Annotated in this window: 18 protein-coding genes; 8 read left to right on the top strand and 10 right to left on the bottom strand. The window is 40.4% G+C overall.

Going from position 1 to position 18064, the window contains the following annotated elements:
- Positions 1 to 3: 3 nt before the first annotated feature.
- On the bottom strand, positions 4 to 1941 hold the full coding sequence (locus tag AKG37_RS03820) for an ABC transporter permease (RefSeq protein WP_060697622.1): 1938 nt from the start codon (positions 1939 to 1941) through the stop codon (positions 4 to 6).
- Positions 1931 to 2692 carry an ABC transporter ATP-binding protein gene (locus AKG37_RS03815; protein ID WP_060697621.1) on the bottom strand — a complete coding sequence of 254 codons (762 nt, stop codon included), beginning with the start codon at positions 2690 to 2692 and terminating at the stop codon, positions 1931 to 1933. The genes AKG37_RS03820 and AKG37_RS03815 overlap by 11 nt, the downstream gene beginning before the upstream one ends.
- Positions 2693 to 3028: 336 nt before the next feature.
- Between AKG37_RS03815 and AKG37_RS03810 the strand changes: the two genes are divergently transcribed.
- Positions 3029 to 3373 (top strand): PadR family transcriptional regulator, encoded by a 345-nt coding sequence (locus AKG37_RS03810; protein WP_060697620.1) that lies wholly within the window; start codon positions 3029 to 3031, stop codon positions 3371 to 3373.
- A complete protein-coding gene (locus AKG37_RS03805) occupies positions 3364 to 4614 on the top strand; it encodes an FtsW/RodA/SpoVE family cell cycle protein (RefSeq protein WP_060697619.1) in 1251 nt (416 codons plus the stop codon). Before AKG37_RS03810 ends, AKG37_RS03805 begins: the two co-directional genes overlap by 10 nt.
- Positions 4615 to 4686: 72 nt before the next feature.
- On the opposite strand, the gene AKG37_RS03800 is transcribed toward AKG37_RS03805, so the two are convergent.
- From AKG37_RS03800 to AKG37_RS03765, 8 genes are all read right to left on the bottom strand, one after another.
- Entirely contained in the window at positions 4687 to 5691 is a 1005-nt protein-coding gene (locus AKG37_RS03800) for a sensor histidine kinase (RefSeq protein ID WP_060697618.1), read from the bottom strand.
- Positions 5691 to 6380, bottom strand: a complete 690-nt coding sequence (locus tag AKG37_RS03795) for a response regulator transcription factor (protein ID WP_060697771.1) — start codon at positions 6378 to 6380, stop codon at positions 5691 to 5693. The genes AKG37_RS03800 and AKG37_RS03795 overlap by 1 nt, the downstream gene beginning before the upstream one ends.
- A gap of 110 nt (positions 6381 to 6490) precedes the next feature.
- Positions 6491 to 7414: an iron-hydroxamate ABC transporter substrate-binding protein gene (locus AKG37_RS03790; protein ID WP_060697617.1), complete on the bottom strand. Its 924-nt coding sequence runs from the start codon at positions 7412 to 7414 to the stop codon at positions 6491 to 6493.
- A 199-nt stretch (positions 7415 to 7613) separates the two neighbouring features.
- Positions 7614 to 8213 carry a response regulator transcription factor gene (locus AKG37_RS03785; protein ID WP_058838277.1) on the bottom strand — a complete coding sequence of 200 codons (600 nt, stop codon included), beginning with the start codon at positions 8211 to 8213 and terminating at the stop codon, positions 7614 to 7616.
- Complete coding sequence (locus tag AKG37_RS03780) at positions 8210 to 9346, bottom strand: sensor histidine kinase (RefSeq protein ID WP_060697770.1); 1137 nt, start codon at positions 9344 to 9346, stop codon at positions 8210 to 8212. Before AKG37_RS03780 ends, AKG37_RS03785 begins: the two co-directional genes overlap by 4 nt.
- Before the next feature lie 117 nt (positions 9347 to 9463).
- Positions 9464 to 10519: a Delta(5) desaturase DesA gene (desA, locus tag AKG37_RS03775; protein WP_060697616.1), complete on the bottom strand. Its 1056-nt coding sequence runs from the start codon at positions 10517 to 10519 to the stop codon at positions 9464 to 9466.
- A 189-nt stretch (positions 10520 to 10708) separates the two neighbouring features.
- Positions 10709 to 12151 carry a DEAD/DEAH box helicase gene (locus AKG37_RS03770; protein WP_060697615.1) on the bottom strand — a complete coding sequence of 481 codons (1443 nt, stop codon included), beginning with the start codon at positions 12149 to 12151 and terminating at the stop codon, positions 10709 to 10711.
- Between the two features lie 100 nt (positions 12152 to 12251).
- Entirely contained in the window at positions 12252 to 13055 is an 804-nt protein-coding gene (locus AKG37_RS03765; RefSeq protein ID WP_060697614.1) for an NAD kinase, read from the bottom strand.
- Between the two features lie 445 nt (positions 13056 to 13500).
- Here AKG37_RS03765 and sppA point away from each other — a divergent pair, with 445 nt between their 5' ends.
- From sppA to AKG37_RS03735, 6 genes are all read left to right on the top strand, one after another.
- Positions 13501 to 14502: a signal peptide peptidase SppA gene (gene sppA / locus AKG37_RS03760; RefSeq protein ID WP_060697613.1), complete on the top strand. Its 1002-nt coding sequence runs from the start codon at positions 13501 to 13503 to the stop codon at positions 14500 to 14502.
- A 14-nt stretch (positions 14503 to 14516) separates the two neighbouring features.
- Positions 14517 to 15041 carry an RDD family protein gene (locus AKG37_RS03755; RefSeq protein ID WP_060697612.1) on the top strand — a complete coding sequence of 175 codons (525 nt, stop codon included), beginning with the start codon at positions 14517 to 14519 and terminating at the stop codon, positions 15039 to 15041.
- Positions 15042 to 15139: 98 nt separating this feature from the next.
- Positions 15140 to 15847, top strand: a complete 708-nt coding sequence (locus tag AKG37_RS03750) for a DUF2953 domain-containing protein (protein ID WP_060697611.1) — start codon at positions 15140 to 15142, stop codon at positions 15845 to 15847.
- Between the two features lie 14 nt (positions 15848 to 15861).
- The gene (gene ytfJ, locus AKG37_RS03745; RefSeq protein ID WP_007501733.1) at positions 15862 to 16314 is read left to right on the top strand and encodes a GerW family sporulation protein; all 453 of its coding nucleotides are present in this window, start codon (positions 15862 to 15864) and stop codon (positions 16312 to 16314) included.
- A gap of 113 nt (positions 16315 to 16427) precedes the next feature.
- Positions 16428 to 16928, top strand: coding sequence for a thiol peroxidase (gene tpx, locus AKG37_RS03740; protein WP_060697610.1), 501 nt, complete (start codon positions 16428 to 16430; stop codon positions 16926 to 16928).
- An 88-nt stretch (positions 16929 to 17016) separates the two neighbouring features.
- Positions 17017 to 17991 (top strand): class I SAM-dependent methyltransferase, encoded by a 975-nt coding sequence (locus tag AKG37_RS03735; RefSeq protein WP_060697609.1) that lies wholly within the window; start codon positions 17017 to 17019, stop codon positions 17989 to 17991.
- Positions 17992 to 18064: the final 73 nt, after the last annotated feature.

Here is an 18064-nt window from a genome sequence, read left to right as displayed (position 1 = left end):
TCATTACAATGATTCTTTAATGACCTTTTTATAATATTGGACAGACAGGAATCCGAAGACAGAGTATAAAACAGTGTAAATCGTCATAACGATGAGCATTGGAGTCCACAATTCACCGCCGAATAAAAACCAGCCTGATTGTACAGCGAAGTAGCTGTGTAGCAATCCGATGATGAGAGGAATCCCAAAATTAAATAGCTGTTTGAGCCGAATGCCCTTTAATAGGTCCTTCTCAGTAAAACCAAGCTTACGCAAGATCGTGTAGGAGCTTTGTTCCTCTTCACTTTCGTTCATTTGTTTAAAGTATAAAATACAGCCTGATGTCACTAGGAAGCTAAGACCTAAAAATCCGACCACAAACATCATCAGTCCAATTGTTTGTTTTTGCTGCTGAGCTGAAGCTAATTGAGACATGCTGTTGTCACTTAGTTTTAAAGATGTAAACACGCTATTTGCTTGTTCAAGATTTTTATCATCTTTTATATTGACTGCGTTATATTGGCTATTCTCAAGCTGCAGCTTAGGATCTTTCTGTTGGTCGAGCTGCTCAAAAACATTTTGACTCACGACGGCAACAGGCAGACCGCCAAAAGTGAAGTTGTAAGAAATGAGATAATCTTTCTTCATATCTATGACTTTCAAATCAAGCGGTTTCTTAATGAGAAGCTTCACATCGCCTGAGCTTTGAATCGGCATGAATTTCTTTAATAGATCACTGTAGCCGCTTAAAATAACTTCGTTGTTCTCCACACGAAGATTTGGTGCATTTTTCTCACTGATCACAGGTAGTGTCAATACGCCTGGATCATTCTTCATATTTTTCAACTCTGAATCCATGATTTTTTTCGCATCAAATTTCGCTTGAATCACTTTGACCTGCTTTTGATCATAAGCAATATGTTTGTCAGAAAGTGCACGAGTGAAGGTGGCTGCTTCTTTTTCTGAGCCCATGACGAAATGAGCTGGAATTTGCTGCTGAGCAGTTTTTTCTGCTGAGTAATAGGAAATGTAGCTAAGAGCCAGCAAACCGATGGCAAGTGCAGATACGGTTGTAATAATCGTTAAAAGCAGTGCATTTGATTTTAGCCGGAACATAATGGATGACAAAGATAACACTTCATGGATGGCGAGATAGCCATTTTTTCTTTTACGTACGATATTGGCAATGAAAGAAACAGAGCCTTTGTAAAAAAGAAAGGTACCGATGATGACAGAGGCTAGAATATAAATCATGGCTAAAAGTAACTCAAGCATGGACGTATATGAGCCGGTAAAAAGCTTAGAAGAAATATAATAGCCTGAGCTGATCAAGACAATACCGAAAACTCCAATGATGATTTCAAACACAGAGATCTTTTTCACACGCTGTTCTGTCGAAGATGTTGTTCTAAACAAAGATAAAATCGTCTGTTTATTAATAAAACGTCTATTTCTCAGCATAATCAATCCATAGATGATGAAAAAGACAATGAGTGTTTGCAGAAGGGCCATGCCTGAAAAATGCAGATTGGCAATGGCGTTAACACCAGTCACTTTAAATAACACCATCAACATCAGCTTTGAACCGATAAAGCCGGCAACGATGCCGATAGCCATGGCTGTCACGTATAGGATAAAGTTCTCTGCATTGAGCAGTCTGGAAATTTTTTGTTTCGTCATACCAATGAGCTGTAAGAGACCTATTTCTTTTCCTCTGCGCTTAATAAAAATGCTATTCGCATATAGCAGGAAAATACCGACGATGGCAATGAGTAGAACCGAAGCGGCTTTAATTGAAGCGCCGCCTTTAATGGAGCCTTTTACAGCATCAAGTGCTGGTGAGTACTGCAAGGTGACAAAAGAAAAGTAGAGCGCCACACTAAACACGAGAGCAAACACATATAAATAGTAATTTTTTAAATTTTTCTTTAGATTACGGAAGATGAGCTGATTAATGTTCATGCTTCACACCGCCCAGAACACCTTGCGTTTTCATAATATCCTCGAAAAACATTTTTCTCTCTAAAGCGCCTTTATTCAACTGAGTATAAATCTGTCCGTCCTTGATAAAAATCACGCGTCTTGAATAGCTGGCTGCGACAGGATCATGTGTTACCATCACAATGGTTGCTTTACGTTTGCGGTTGAAATCTTGCAGTTTGTTGAGCAAATCAGATGCAGATTTGGAATCAAGCGCCCCAGTAGGTTCATCCGCGAAAATAAGACTTGGTTCATGAATGAAGGCACGAACCGCTGATGTCCGCTGCTTTTGTCCACCAGAAAGTTCATTCGGGTATTTGTCTCTTAGTTCAAAAATTCCCATGTCTTCTGCAAGCTGTTGAAAACGTTCAAAAGCTTCTTTTTTAGGTGTTTTGGAGATGGATAAAGGCAAAAGGATGTTCTCTTTGACCGTGAGCGTATCAAGTAAGTTATAATCCTGAAAAACAAAGCCAAGCTCTTTTTTTCTGAATTCAGCAAGCTGCTGATCCTTCATTTGAGTCATCTCCGCATCAGCGATACGAATCGATCCGCTGGATACATGGTCGATAGAAGACAATACGTTCAGAAGGGTCGTTTTCCCCGAGCCTGATGGCCCCATGATGCTGACGAATTCTCCGGCTTCAATGGTCAAATCAATGCCTCTCAGTACCTCTTGTTTGTTGAATTTATTTCCGTAGCTTTTATAAATCTTGCGAGCTTCTAATATGTTCATTTGCTGAACCCCTTTTTCTATTTAATTGATATCTCTAGTATAAAAAGAAGCTTGCTGAACTTCCTTCGATTTGGCGAACAAAACAGACGAGCATGTGACATTGTTGTCACATGCTTGTTTTTTAAACCATTCACATATTTTATGTCAATCCGTTTCTTATGCAGGGCGAGTTTTCTTATCCATTATTTTATCTGTTTTTCACTCGTATGTATCATTCTTCTATGATTTTTCTTATCATGATGGCGTTTTGTAGCTTTACACGATCATTATATTCATGTATGATATGCATATTAAATATATGCATAGTAAATCTATGTATTGGAGGTAACTAAAAGAATGAAAGTAAGTAAAGAGCTTCTAAAGGGAAGTACAGCTACCCTTATTTTAAGCCTGCTAAATGAAAAGCCGATGTATGGATATGAAATGATTAAAGAATTGGAAGCGAAGTCGGAAGGGATTTTCAGCTTTAAAGAAGGAACAATCTATCCGATTTTGCACAATTTGGAGGGGAAAGAATTCATTATCTCTTACTGGGGCGAGGGGAATGGGAACCGGAAAAGAAAGTATTACAAAATAAATGAACAAGGTAAAGCATTCATACAGGAAAAGAAAGAAGAATGGAATGTTTTCAAACATGCAGTCGATGGCGTTTTGAACGGAGAGAAAATCGCATGGGATTAGAAAAAAAGTTTGAGAAGTATATTCATAGTGTATGTAAACTTATCAAAAATAAAGATGTTCATTCGAGTGTAAAACTTGAGCTGATGGATCATCTATACACGTTAAAAGAGGAAGCCATGAATGCTGGGATGTCTGAAGAAGAGGCGGTAGATCAAGCGTTGGACCAAATTGGTGATGCGGCCATTCTCGGGACGCAGCTTCATGAAACACATAAAACCGAAATGGATCTTAAAATGATTCTTCTCGTGTTAGCTACATGTTCTTGCGGGCTGCTTGTCATGTACTTTTTGCAGTTTCATTCTGAATTTACAGATCTTCAAAACACGAATATTTTTTATAAAAGTCTTGTCTTTTATCTAATTGGTTTAGTGCTTATGTTTATCTTGTTTTCATTCGATTATCGGCGCTTATTGAAATACTCTTGGCATTTATACATTGTAACGCTCGGAACGCTGGTTCTTTCCATGATATTTGGGACAAGAGTGAACGGTATTCTTTTTTTAAGAATAAGTGATATATCAGTGAATTTGACTGAGGTTATGCCATTTCTTCTAGCTATTTCTTTAGCCGGTATCTTTCACACTTGGAATTGGGGGAATAAGTTCAAGGCCCTGCTTGGAGTAGGGATTGTGGCTTTACCAATGATGTTAATCAGTACGATTGGCTTTCTTCCTGCGACCATTATCTGTCTGGTTATGTGCTTAACCGTGATGTATGTGTCTAGCGCAAGTTTAAGACAAATCATTCCGCTGACAGCAGCAGGCGTTTTATATCTAATGTTTGAATTATTTTCTCTTTTTCAAGCAGGCTGGTACCTTCGCACAGTTCATGAATTCAGCTCAAACGGGTTTCAGATCACTCCATTATTTGCTATATCTGAGGTTCACACGGATTGGATGCTTACATATATCATTTATTCATTTGGCTGGTTAGCAGGGCTGATGGCTCTTATGTTGTTTGTCATCTTTATTTACAGAGTATTTCATACAGCATTACGAGTGAATATGGCTTATGGCAAAATGGTCATGACAGGTATAGCCGCTGTGTTTGCAGCAAAATGTCTCTTAAGCATTTTCACAAACTTTGGCTTGCTGCCGTTACCTGGAGTGTCGATGCCTTTCATGAGCTATGGAGGTTCGCATATTCTTCTAGAACTGATGGCTGTTGGGATGATCTTAAGTATTTATAGACGAAGACAGATGGGAGATGTTTCTCAACAAGAAGCGGGGAGTATTTCCTGAGTCAATCACCTCAAACTCTTCGCGCTAGTTTTTCGCCAGACGCGAAGAGTTTGGGTGTGACTCGATTGTTTTTTACATGCTCGCAATATGAACAAAATCATTCTTTTTCGGAAAGATGAAGGTGAAGGTTGTGCCTTGATCTATCGCGGAGTTGACCTCGATCGTCATATGAAGAGCGTCAGCTCCTTTTTTCGTTAAATAGAGCCCCATTCCTGTAGAGGCGGTGTCATTGTGATGTCTTGTTGAGGTAAAGCCCTTTTCAAAAATACGAGATATATCTCTTGGGTCAATTCCTCTGCCTTGATCTGTGATCGTCAGCACTACTTGGTCGTTCATTCGCTTGCTTTGGATGACAATATCGGATGATTGGCTGTACTTGACTGCATTTGTGAGCACCTGTCTGATCATAAAGGATAGCCATTTTGTATCACTTAATACGCCACGTTCCTCTAGCGTGAGTTCAAAGCCGATTCCTTTTTGCATGCACCATGATTGAAGCGCTTTGATTTCTTTCACTATGATGTTTTGCAGGTCCAGCTTTTCAATAAATAAATCATTTTCAATATGACGTATTCTGCTTTGGTGAAGCTGGGCATCTAGTAATAAATGAATTCTGAGCCACTCATACGTCATATTCGATTTCAGCGGCTGCTCTGTTAAGCGGTCAATCATTAAGCGCATTGCTGTGAGCGGTGTTTTGACCTCATGTATCCATGAGAGCAATTCATCCTTTTCTTCTTCAAGGGCGATTTTCTGCTCTGCTGCCATCTGCCGGTAGCGTGCAATTTGCTCTGTCGTTGCATCATGTATGAGCTGTTCAAATGGGGAAGAGGGAGTGAGCCGTATTTGATGATCAATATCATCATCCCATTCTTTCAGCCTTTCATAATACGCTGTTTCTTTTCGGTAACGAAAAAAGAGAAAGACGATCATGAGAAATATAGATAATATCACAATATAGAAAAGAGAAGCGATGGGAATGGTCGTATCCAAGTAAGCTACGAACAGAATGAGGAGCTGCAAACTAAGAAAGAAAAGAATCCAGCTTCTTCGTTCTTTTAAAAATGCTTGCAGCATCATTGATCATCCTTTTCCTTCGCAAGATAGCCTTGACCTACTTTTGTCTCAATGAAGGCTCCAAGGGAAATCTCGTCTAGTTTTTTTCGAAGACGATTGACGTTTACAGTCAATGTATTGTCACTAACAAACCGTTCATCCTCCCACAATGCTTGAATGAGTGATTCCCGGCTGACGATATGATTTTTATGCTGAATCAATTCCTTGAGAATAAACAACTCATTTTTCGTTAATTCAACTTCACCGTGATCATTTGTTACGGTGTTTTTTTCTAGGTCAATGGCAGCGCCGCACCATACCTTTAGGCTAGCCGGTTCTGCATTATAATCATGCACACGCCGAAGAACCGCACTCACTTTGGCAATGAGCACGTCAAAGTGAAAGGGTTTTTGAACAAAATCATCTGCACCGAGCTGCATCGACATGACCATATCAGCAGGGTGGTCTCTTGATGATAAGAAGATGATCGGAACATTTGAATGATGCCGAATCATCCGGCACCAATGAAAGCCATCATATTTCGGCAGCTGTATATCAATAATGACGAGATCAGGCTGGACAGAAGTGAATTCCTGCAGAACCTGGTTGAAATCGTGAATCCCATAGACATCATAGGACCAGTTGACTAGACGTTCTTTGATTTCTTGGAAGAGGGTTGTATCATCTTCAATCAGTAAAATCTTAAACAAAATCAGCACCACACTTTTTGTATTCGCTTGTATGTCATTGTATCGAAAAAAAAGCGCTGCCGCTAGAAGTAGACAAGAAAAAAGCAAGGGAAGAGATCCCTTGCTTCAGCTTATTTACCTAAAAAGTGCTTTTTAAAGAATGAGAGTTGGTATTCAAGTGTGATCGGGTCATTAAAATAGAATTCTTCTGCATTGGCCTCATACACACGATGTTTTTTGACAGCTGGGATGGACTTGTAAATTTTACTGTTTTGATAGGAATTGTCCATTTCGCTGTTTTTACTAATGATCATATAATCTCCAGCAAATTCAGGAATGACCTCTTGCGAAACTGCATAGTAGCCGGCTTTTAATGCTTTTTCTTTCACTTTCTCAGGCATTTTCAATTTCATTTCCTGATAGAGGATTTCTGTTCCGCGGCCCCATGCATCTCCAAAGACGTAGAGCTCTTTTGTGCCACTTTCAAAGACAGAAACTGTTGCATCTTTACCAATTTTTGCTTTGATTTCTTTTCCAGCTTCAGCTGCGCGTTTTTTGAAATCTTTTACCCAAGCTTTGGCTTCTTTTTCTTTGTTTAATACTTTACCGATTTCAATTTGCTGTTGTAGGAAATCGACTTTGTTATACGTAAACAAAACGGTTGGTGCGATCTTTTCGAGTTTTTCTACATTTTTAGCACCGCTTAAGCCAATAATGACGTCAGGCTTTAGCTTCATGATTTTCTCTACATTTGCATCCGATATTTCTTCCGCATCTTTCAATTCCTTTTGGAAGCGCGGGTTCTTTTTTGACCAAGAGTCAGCACCGACGACGTTCACACCAAGTGACAATACATTACCTGCGAAAGAACCAAGAACAACGACACGTTTTGGATGCGCTGGAAGCTTCACAGGGCCATTTTCAGATTGATATGTAATTTTGTCTGATGATGATGTTGATTGATTTCCTTTATTTGAGGAAGAGCTGCTGCTATTGCCACATGCGCTCAACGCAAGTACAATGATGAGCATCAGAGGGAACAATATTTTCTTCATGAAAGTAGACTCCTTTGAAATCGGCACATAGCCGTATATTTGGTTGAATTAGTGATAATGATAATTATTATCACTCGGATATCATATCATAGGACTGTGGGCTGTTGTCAATGACATTTTGATAGCTGGTGATAAAAAATAAAGAAGAGATTTTTTATCAAAAAAAAGACCAAGGCAGCGTGTGTCCTGATCTTTTTTCTTATTTAAACCAGCCTTTTTCTTTTGATCGTGTAATGGCTTCGATGCGGTTTTTCACTTCTAGCTTATCTAATATAATGGAAATGTAGTTGCGAACAGTGCCGCTTTTAATACTGAGTTCTTTTGCAATTTCTTTTGTGTTTTTACCGTCTGCGACGAGTTCAAGGACCGATTTTTCTCGTTCGGTTAAGGGATTTTCATCACTATATAAGTCTTCCATTAATTCAGGGGCATACACCTTTTTCCCTTTCATCACACTGCGAATCGCACTTGCGAGTTCCTCGCTTGGGCTGTCTTTCAGCATATAGCCGCTGACGCCAGCTTTTAGCGCTCTTTGGAAATAACCAGAGCGGGCAAAGGTTGTCAAAATAATGATTTTCACATCTGATCCTTTGAGCTCTTCCGCTGCATCCAGTCCGGATTTTCCCGGCATTTCAATATCCATTAAGCAAATATCAACAGCGTGTTTTTTAGCAAAATCGATGGCATCCTGGCCATTCGTGCCTTTCCCAACCACCGTCATATCGTCTTCTAAATCGAGAAGTGAACCGAGTGCACCAAGCAGCATTTGCTGATCTTCTGCGATAAAGATGTTGATCATTTTATCCCCTCCTTTTCCTTTGCTGCTGAATCATTTGGAATGCTCATGATGAGCTTTGTCCCGTCCTTTGTCTCAACACGCAGGCGGCCATTTGCAAATTCCAATCTTTCTCTAATTCCTAAAAGGCCATGTCCTTTTGTTTGAGAGGGCGGGTAATTTCCTTTGAATGTTCCATCATCCTCGACGGTGATGATGGCTTCCTTTGATTGTTGGTGAATGGTGATTTTACAGACAGTCGCGTTACTATGTTTGACGACATTTGTTACCGCCTCTTTGATGCACATGCTCACAATGTTTTCGTTCAGAAGTGAGATGTGTTTCGGTGCTTCCTTTTCATCATAGATCAGTTCAATTCCGGCTGCTTCGAGAATTTGCTCAATGTTCGATATTTCATCTTTGATTCGGATGCCTTTCATGGAGGAAACAATCTTCCGCACTTCATTAAGAGACGTTCTGGCAGTCTGCTGCACGCTTTTGAGTTCGGCACGCGCCTGTTCAGGATCTTTATACACGAGTTTCCGGGCAAGATCGCTCTTTAAACCGATCAGAGAAAGCTTTTGACCGAGGGTGTCATGCAGGTCACGTGCAATGCGCTGTCTTTCTTCAAGCTTTACAAGGTCTGCAATTCGTTCATTGGCATATTCTAATTTCTCCTCTAGCCGTTCCCGTTCCTTCCTGCTCCGAATGCTGAGAGGAAGAAGGATCGCACTAATCAGGGTGATGACGACAAAAGGGATTTGTGTAAGAAACCAGCCCTTTTTTAAGATCAGACTAAAGTTCACTGCAACCGCGGCGCTCGCCAGGTGGATATAGTACAAGATATAAAAGGGGACTTTTCGTTTAATATGCCCGTTAAAATAGGCGATGCAAAAAGCGAAATAAATATAGCTGTAGAGCATCACATAACCAGTTGAAATGGCGATCAAGAGAAGGCCGAAGACATATACAGACCATCCTTTTGCGACAAAGGCAAAACGATACACAGCGAAAAAGACGACATTCAAAATAATGCCGATGACAATGCCTAAAGTCGAAGGTGTTTTAAAGATAAAATAGAAGGGCAGGATGAAAAAAATGGCCCATATATAGGGGGAAATCCCATGCAATTTTTGAATTTTAAACTGTTTTTTCATCCGTGTGCCACCTTTTTCGTTTTTCATTCTTTTTCCTTACTTTATCAAATTCAACATGCGGCTGCATCCTGTAAATGATAACAAGCTCCTTCTAGTGTAAGAAAGAGCTTGAACCAATTATGCATTTTTCTTCAGAATGTCTCCTTTGATGACAGGGACGTTCATCTTTTTAGATTGCCTCGCCTCTTTGAAGGTAACGAATGCTTTCGTTTCCTCATCCCACAATCTAAATTTCATGGATTCAATACTTGTTTTCAACGTGATGGTTGGGACATTTTGCAGCGGTTCACTTTGCTCATGGGCATGCTCTAAATGATAATTCGGCACCCTTGGGCTTAAATGATGGACATGATGGTAGCCAATATTACCTGTTAACCATTGAAGAAGCTTTGGTAATTTGTAAAACGAGCTTCCTTCAACAGCTGCCTGCACATAGTTCCAATGCTCATCTGCTTCAAAGTAAGAATCCTCAAACGTATGCTGGACATAAAACAACCATACACCGATAGATCCTGAGATGAGGAAGATCGGACCTTGAACGAGCAGGAACTCCTGCCAGCCAAATAGAAAGCATGTTGCGGCTGCTAGCGCAAGAATGGTTACGTTTGTCAAATGCGTGTTCCAGCGCTCTTTTTTACGGGCGCTTTTTACATTGAACCGGTTTTGAATAAGGAATACAAAGATCGGACCTAAAATAAACATCACAAAAGGATTACGGTAAAATCTGTAGCGGAATTTCGTCCATTTCGTCGCTTCTTGATATTCTTTTACTGTCAGGAGCCAAATGTCACCAGTACCACGTTTATCTAAATTACTGCTTGTAGCATGGTGAATGGAATGGTCTCTTTGCCATTGAAGATAAGGGAAAAGAGTGAGTACACCTGTTAAGAAACCGAATAGGTGATTCAGCGGCTTTTGCTTGAAAAAGGATTGGTGGCAGCAGTCGTGAAAAATAATAAAGACACGTACTAAAAAACCAGCTGCAATCACCGCAATAAAGAGGGTTAAAACGTAGGAGATGTTTAGACTATAATAGGCAAGAAACCAAAGTCCAAAAAAAGGAACAAATGTATTGAAAAGCTGAATAATACTTTTTTTCGAATCAGCACCAGAGAATTGACCAACTTGTTTTCGTAAACTGGCTTGCTGCTGTGTGTTTGTTGAAGTCGTCATGAACGTTCAAGTCCTTTCCGTTTCTTTCTACTTCAAAGTATAGAAGGAAACGTGTCATGCTCATAGTAGCACCCATCATGTATGCAACATGACATTTGTCATGTCTGACATCAAAAAAGCTGATGGCATCACGGTTTGTGAGCTCTTCTCATCAACAATAAAAAAGTAAAGGCGCATGGCCTTTACTTTTTATGAACGAGCTTCATGTACTTTTAACTGCTTGCCTTTAATAGTTGTGTGGCGCATGGCATTCAGCACAAGAGGGCCTTTTCCGTTTAAAATATCTACATACGTTTTCGTATCTTGAATCGTAATAATCCCAATGTCATCGAATTCCACGCCTTCTATTTTGGCAATGGTCCCAACGAAATCAACAGCACGAAGCTTCTTTTTCTTCCCGCCGTTAAAATAAAGCTTCATAATATTCTTCTCAACGCCTGCCTGTTTATTTTCCTTTTGAATAGGCGTTTCAATCTTTTTTTCAAAGCTTTCTACATGCTGCTCTGCTTCTTCCTTCGTTGGATAAGGCTGAGTCTGAAAATCAATACCGGCATCCTGCTTTAATTCCTCAATAAGCGGCTTTGCATTCTTTGTCATAAAGGCAATCGTTTTTCCGCTTTTTCCTGCTCTGCCTGTTCTACCAGTCCGGTGTATATAGCGCTCTTTTTCATAGGGAAGATCATAATGAATAACATGCGTCATATCACTGACATCAATTCCCCGCGCTGCTATATCAGTTGCGATGAGATAACGGAACTCACCGTTTTTGAATTCATCCATGACATCAAAGCGGTCTTCCTGTCTCATGCCGCCGTGAATTTTGTCACAGGGCACATCCCATTCGTCCAGCTTCAACGTGAGCTCATTCACCCGGTCTTGAGTATTACAGAAAATAATGCAGCTATCTGGATTTTCAATGACGATCGTCCGCTGAAGAAGGGAGAATTTCGCTTCTTCTTCCGTTTCAATCACGGTGTGGGTGATTTGTGGTACAGACGTTTCTTCACGTGCGATCTCAATGACGGTTGGTGATTGTAAAAACTGTTCGCTCAATTTCTTCATGTCATCAGACATCGTCGCTGAAAACAGCATCGACATGCGCTTTGGCGGCAGATATTGAATAATAGAAGAGACTTGATCAATAAATCCCATATTCAGCATTTCATCGGCTTCGTCTAACACGAAAAATTTGAGATTTTCTAAAGAAAGAGTGCCTTTCTCAAGGTGATCCAAAATTCGGCCTGGTGTCCCGCATACAATATGATTTTTCTGTGAAAGCTCTACTTTTTGCGCTTGAAAAGGGGCTTTTCCATAAATGGCTGCGGCTTTGATTCGTTTCAATCGCCCAAGGCTTGTGAGGTCTTGTTTAACCTGCATCGCGAGTTCTCGTGTTGGAACGAGGATAAGAGCTTGCGGTTTATTTTCAGCCCAATCAACCATTTCACAAATCGGCAGGCCATAGGCTGCGGTCTTGCCGCTACCAGTCTGAGATTTGACGATTAAATCCTGCTTTGAAAAAGCAACGGATAATGTCTCGTGCTGAACGGGTGTAGGTGTATGGAAGTGAAGCGCTTCTAACGCTTGTTTCAATTCATCGCTTAATGGATATTGATCAAAATGGTGTAATGTCATCGTGTTCTCCTTTTCGTACATTCATACTTGTGACATCATACCATAACCATGACCGTGAATGAAAAAACATAAAAAAAAGCCCCATGAAGGAGCTTTTTGATTAAAGGAATCTGCGTTTTACTTTTTCCCAGTAAGAGTTGTCTTTTAATTTCACCGTTTTAATCACTTTTCCTGAAAGGCCAATGTCAATTTGTTTGACGTGCTTTGTGCCGAGCGCTTCGTTATCAAGCCCGATAATTGGATGATCGTTTCCATCCTGCACCACCTTTAGAGTCAGCTTGCGGTCACTGCTTAAGATGAAAGGAGCGCCAAGTGTACGATATGAGTTATTATTCAGCGATGCAAGCTCTGTTACCTGCATACAAGGAAGCATCGGATCAACCACGGCGCCGCTTATGGATTTATTGTAAGCCGTTGAGCCAGTTGGAGTAGAAATAATCATGCCGTCGCCTCTAAATGTTTCAAAGTGGAAGTCATCTATATACACATCGATTACAAATGTTTTAATAATACTGGAGCGGATCGACAGTTCATTTAAGCAATGGAACTGATTTGTACTGTCAACGCTTACATCGATGATCGGATATTTTCTCACTTCAATCTGTTCAGTGTTCATGGCGTCAATCATTTTATCAAAATGCTCTAAAGAAAAATCGCAGTATAGGTGCGTATTCTCTGATTTTGATACCCCTACATACAAGCAGTCATCCCGGAAGTTCGTTTTACGGACCGCTTGAAGAAATGTGCCATCCCCGCCAATTGAAGCAATAATATGGGCATCCTCTGCACGCTTGACGACGTGAAAGCCTTGATCGGTAGCGACCTTCTCGAGAGAAGAAATGTGTCCATCCAATTCATGATCTTTTTTGTAAAAGAAAAATACATTGCGACGATTGTCTGTCATTGACGTTCTCCCCTTTGTTGTCAAAAATAGATTTCGAGTAGTAAAGGGCTTACATGAAAACCCTTGCTCACATTTTACACTTTTTTCATATGAAAGTAAAAATATTAGAAAGAACGATGAATGATCGCATTCGCTTTTTAGAAATGAGTCGATGTAAGTGATTCAAAACGGCTGAAGTCTGAGCATAATTGAATAGTTGTTTTCTTATGAAAGAATGGTTTAGGTGTTTCGTTGCGGTGGAGATATAGCCTATTAGGTGCAGGGAGAGGATAAAAAAGCCAATTTTTCGTCACACACATATCATTGCAGGCAATGGAAAGTTGAACGGTATTTAAGAGAGGTGCTATCATATGCCTACATGAAATGTAAAAAAACCACAATTCCTGTGAAACATTTCATGTGAGTATTCGTATGACTGAAGTGAGACAAAAAGGAGGAGAAAAAGATGAATGCGAAAAGATGGGTAGCGTTGATCATTGCACTAGGTGTTTTCGGATTTTCTATCGTGATTAGTGTCACGATGGCCTTGTTCGACAGCTTCAATGACAATAAAATGAGCTATCAATTCGGGGATGAAATAGAAGAGAAGGTACTAGAGGATGGTAGCAGCGCAGGTAAAATTGCTGTTCTTGAGATTAATGGAACGATTCAAGATAATGGCGGTGCATCAAGCCTATTAGGTGGAGAAGGTTATGATCATCGTGCATTCTTGAAGGAGCTGGATAAAGCGAAAGAGGATGCTTCTGTAAAAGGTGTACTCTTGCGTGTAAACTCTCCTGGCGGCGGTGTCTATGAAAGTGCTGAAATACATAAAAAATTAGAAGAAGTGAAAAAAGCGAAAAAGCCGATTTACGTATCCATGGGTTCAATGGCAGCTTCTGGCGGCTACTATGTGTCAACTCCAGCGAAGAAAATCTTTGCTTCACCTGAAACATTAACAGGATCGTTAGGTGTCATTATGCAAAGTTTGAATTATTCAAAGCTCGCAGATAACTTGGGAATTAAATATGAAACGATTAAGAGCGGAAAATACAAAGACATCATGTCTCCAGACCGTGATATGACAAAAGATGAGCGCGACATCATGCAGAGCATGGTCAATAACTCTTATGAAGGATTTGTCAAAGTCATTTCTGAAGGACGCGGCATGTCAAAACAGGACGTCAAGAAAATTGCGGACGGCCGAGTATATGATGGAACACAGGCGAAATCGAACGGATTAGTCGATGAGCTTGGCTATTATGAAGATGCATTAAAAGCGATGAAGAAAAATGAAAAAGGCTTAAAAGGAGCAACAGTGATCAGCTATTCTCAAAGCTTTGGCTGGAATTCTCTCTTCAACATGAGTGCAAGCAAACTCTTTAAAAGTGAAATTGATTTTCTAAATTTAAAAGAAACACTGGCTGGCTCAAATGGGTCTAAACCGATGTATCTCTATTCAAAATAAAGGAGGGATCATAGATGGATTCTACATTCGATGAAGTAAGCGAAAGCCGCAGCCAAGAGGAAGAATCAAAGCCGGTATTTGTGAAGCGTGCTTCAATTGAAGCACAGGCGTTTGCAGGTTTTTGGATTAGATTTTGGGCGTTTATTCTTGATTGGCTCGTCGTCTGGGGTGTCAACCATTTGACGGTTTCTCCAATCTTTAGTCTGTTTGGCTGGTCCAAAGGAGGGGGATGGTTTTCTCCATTTTCCATCACAACAACGATTGTGTTCCTTCTTTATTTCGCCATCATGACAAAAATTTTTCAGCAAACACTCGGCAAAATGGTGTTTGGGATTAAAGTGGTCTCACTTCAGCCTGAGAAGAAGCTGACTTGGGATGTTATTTTCTTTAGAGAGATTGTCGGACGCTACATTAATACGATCTTTGTTCTCTATGCGGTCGTTGGATTTTCACCGAAAAAGCAAGGGGTTCATGATTACTTCGCCGATACGGTGGTTGTTCATGAACATTTATATGAAAAAACAGAATCAAACGTATAATCAGAGGAGTTTGGCCGGGGACCGGTCAAACTCTTTTTTCATGATTGGGTATAAAATCCAGAATGAGAGCCATAATCGTAGGGGAAGCATCATTTGTTATGGAGGAAGTGAGCACAGTGCTTTACGTTTGGATCGCAGCGTTTTTGTTTCTTGTGATCTTGTTGATTTTCATGAAAGTAACCATTTCACTGGACTTTTCGCATACAAACGACGATGACCATATTGCACTGAAGGTCATCACCTTATATGGAATGGTCAGACTCAAAAAAGAGATCCCAATGGTGAGGGTCAATGCGGAAGATCAAACGATTGATATTCGTGAAAAGAAAATGAAGAGCACCAAAACGCCAAGTCACGAAAATGAATCCATGCATAAAAAAGTGGGAAAACGTGATATGAAGCAAATCCTCCATCAAATGGAGCGCATCACAAAAGAGATTGTTGATTTAAACCGGATCATGCGCAAGTTCTTCATTCACATCAGAATCGTATCATTTCACTGGTCGACATGGATTGGCTTTCATGACGCTGCTTTAACAGGTGTAGCAGCTGGTGGTGTGTGGTCAGTGAAAGGAGCACTCCTTGCCTTTATGCAGGAGCATCTCACCTTTAAGCATAAACCGGTATATGAAGTGATTCCGGCCTTTCAGCACAATGTGTCACAGACTCAGTTTACATGTATAGCTTATTTTCGTATTGGACATGCTATGCTTGCAGCCATTCGTTTACTTGTCCATTGGTTAAAAGGGAGAAAGGCGAGAAAAAGTGCCTCTCTTCAAGCAACGAAGAATGAATCATCTGTTTAAGGAGGAACCCGAAAATGGCAGATCATCCAATCCAAGGTCTCATGAAGACAGCGATGGAAAACTTAAAAGAAATGATAGATGTGAATACAATCATCGGCGATCCAGTCGAAACCCCTGATGGCAGTGTCATTCTCACTGTGTCAAAGGTTGGTTTTGGATTTGCAGCCGGCGGCAGTGAATTTAACGGGAACCAAAAGAAAGAAAAACGTTCTGATGAACAGGAACGAAAAGAACCGAGACTCCCATTTGGCGGCGGAAGCGGTGGCGGTGTGTCCATTACACCAATCGCCTTCTTAATTGTCGGAACAAACGGAGTACGAATGCTTCATTTGGATGAACACACACATCTGCTTGATAAAATATTGGATTCTGCTCCTCAAGCAATTGAACGTCTTCAGCACATGTTTAAGAAGGATGAGCGGGAGCATCGTCATAAAGAACGAAAACTAGATGACATAGACCTTTAAAAAGTTAACTGCGCTTGCAGTTAACTTTTTTTTCAAAATGGACGATTAGGCTTTGCAGTTTTTTGCTTTCTCTACTATGATAGAACCATACATTTGATAAGGGAGGAATTGTTTTGGCATCGATCACATTTAAAGGGAGTTCTGTAACGCTTGTAGGAAAAGAAGTAAAAGTAGGCGAGCAGGCTCCTGATTTTACGGTTTTAACGAACTCACTCGGAGAAGTTTCACTTTCTGATTTAGCAGGAAAAGTGACGATCATCTCAGTGATTCCTTCTATTGATACAGGTGTGTGTGACGCACAAACAAGACGTTTCAATGAAGAGGCAGCAGGTTTAGGTCCGGTCAATATTTATACGATTAGTGCAGACCTTCCATTTGCACAAGCACGCTGGTGTGGAGCAAACGGAATTGAAAATGTTGAAACATTATCTGATCACAGAGATATGTCATTTGGTGAAGCATTCGGAGTATATATGAAAGAATTGCGTTTATTGGCACGCGCAGTCTTCGTATTAGACCCTAACGGAAAAGTGGTTTACACTGAATACGTAAGTGAAGCAACGAATCACCCAAATTATGAAAAAGCCATTGAAGCTGCAAAATCACTGTTATAAAAGCAGCATCGACAAGAGCTCCGGCTTCATCCTGGGGCTCTTTTCAATGAAAACATATAGCTTTTAACAAAGCGAGGAGAGAAAAGCATTGCAGAAAGATCAAGTGAGTACTATTTTTGAACTGCTCGATACAGCTTCTATTCGATTAAAAAAGGAACAGAGCATTTCCTACATTGAAGCATTGGCTGAAGCAGGAGAAGCCTTTTTTCAAGTAAATGATCGAAACGGTTTATTAAAGGATTTAATAGAGAAAGCAGATTTTGCTTCTTATGATCATGAGCAGATTCGTAAAGCGTTTCAGTTCGCCGTATTGAAAGGACAAAAGGATATTTCCCATCCAAATCGCCAGATGACGCCAGATACGATTGGGCTGTTTGTCAGCTATTTAGTCAATAAATTTTTAGAAGGACAAAAAGAGCTCGTTGTCTTTGATCCAGCCGCAGGAACAGGAAACTTACTGCTTGCTGTTTTAAATAACCTCACGGCAGAAACAAAGTGCGGCTTTGCGTCAGAAATTGATGATGTGCTCATTAAAATTGCTTGGGCCCAGGCGAATTTAGAAGAGAAAGAAGTCGAGCTTTTCCATCAGGACAGCCTTGAGCCGCTTCTGATCTCACCAGTCGATGTCACTGTATGCAGCCTGCCAGTCGGCTACTATCCAAATGATGAGCGTGCAGAGGACTTCGAATTAAAGGCGAAAGAAGGACATGCCTTTGCGCATTATTTATTCATCGAACAAAGCCTTCGTTATACGAAAGAAGGCGGTTTCTTATTCTTCATCATTCCAAACGACTTGTTTGAAGGAAAAGAAAGCGTACAATTAAAGGATTTCATCAAAGATCATGCGTATATGAATGCGTTAATTCAACTGCCGGTCTCAATGTTCAAGGACAAAAAACACGCCAAAAGCTTATTTGTGATGCAAAAGAAAAAAGAAGGCTTGGAAGCACCAAAACGGATGCTATTTGCCAATCTGCCGTCTTTCTCACAGAAAGAAGCAATGGTCGGTGTGATGAGAAAATTAGACCAGTGGTTTATAGAAGAAAAAGAAACGAAAGAATAGCCAGAGTTATCTCTGGCTATTTTACTATTCAGAAAATAACGACTTATTGATGTAAGCGGTAACAGTTGGAAGG

Source organism: Bacillus australimaris, from assembly GCF_001307105.1.
Taxonomy (GTDB): Bacteria; Bacillota; Bacilli; order Bacillales; family Bacillaceae; genus Bacillus; species Bacillus australimaris.
Note: the sequence above shows the minus strand (reverse complement) of the source record. Positions and strands in the feature narration are given on the sequence as shown.

Excerpts from the sequence above, each read along its gene's own strand:
- AKG37_RS03805 (WP_060697619.1), top strand. The coding sequence starts at position 3,364 with ATGGGATTAGAAAAAAAGTTTGAGAAGTATATTCATAGTGTATGTAAA.
- ytfJ (WP_007501733.1), top strand. The coding sequence starts at position 15,862 with ATGGCAGATCATCCAATCCAAGGTCTCATGAAGACAGCGATGGAAAAC.
- AKG37_RS03820 (WP_060697622.1), bottom strand. The coding sequence starts at position 1,941 with ATGAACATTAATCAGCTCATCTTCCGTAATCTAAAGAAAAATTTAAAA.
- AKG37_RS03755 (WP_060697612.1), top strand. The coding sequence starts at position 14,517 with ATGGATTCTACATTCGATGAAGTAAGCGAAAGCCGCAGCCAAGAGGAA.
- AKG37_RS03800 (WP_060697618.1), bottom strand. The coding sequence starts at position 5,691 with ATGCTGCAAGCATTTTTAAAAGAACGAAGAAGCTGGATTCTTTTCTTT.
- AKG37_RS03780 (WP_060697770.1), bottom strand. The coding sequence starts at position 9,346 with ATGAAAAAACAGTTTAAAATTCAAAAATTGCATGGGATTTCCCCCTAT.
- AKG37_RS03785 (WP_058838277.1), bottom strand. The coding sequence starts at position 8,213 with ATGATCAACATCTTTATCGCAGAAGATCAGCAAATGCTGCTTGGTGCA.
- AKG37_RS03815 (WP_060697621.1), bottom strand. The coding sequence starts at position 2,692 with ATGAACATATTAGAAGCTCGCAAGATTTATAAAAGCTACGGAAATAAA.
- sppA (WP_060697613.1), top strand. The coding sequence starts at position 13,501 with ATGAATGCGAAAAGATGGGTAGCGTTGATCATTGCACTAGGTGTTTTC.
- desA (WP_060697616.1), bottom strand. The coding sequence starts at position 10,519 with ATGACGACTTCAACAAACACACAGCAGCAAGCCAGTTTACGAAAACAA.
- AKG37_RS03770 (WP_060697615.1), bottom strand. The coding sequence starts at position 12,151 with ATGACATTACACCATTTTGATCAATATCCATTAAGCGATGAATTGAAA.
- AKG37_RS03810 (WP_060697620.1), top strand. The coding sequence starts at position 3,029 with ATGAAAGTAAGTAAAGAGCTTCTAAAGGGAAGTACAGCTACCCTTATT.
- AKG37_RS03790 (WP_060697617.1), bottom strand. The coding sequence starts at position 7,414 with ATGAAGAAAATATTGTTCCCTCTGATGCTCATCATTGTACTTGCGTTG.
- AKG37_RS03750 (WP_060697611.1), top strand. The coding sequence starts at position 15,140 with ATGGAGGAAGTGAGCACAGTGCTTTACGTTTGGATCGCAGCGTTTTTG.
- AKG37_RS03765 (WP_060697614.1), bottom strand. The coding sequence starts at position 13,055 with ATGACAGACAATCGTCGCAATGTATTTTTCTTTTACAAAAAAGATCAT.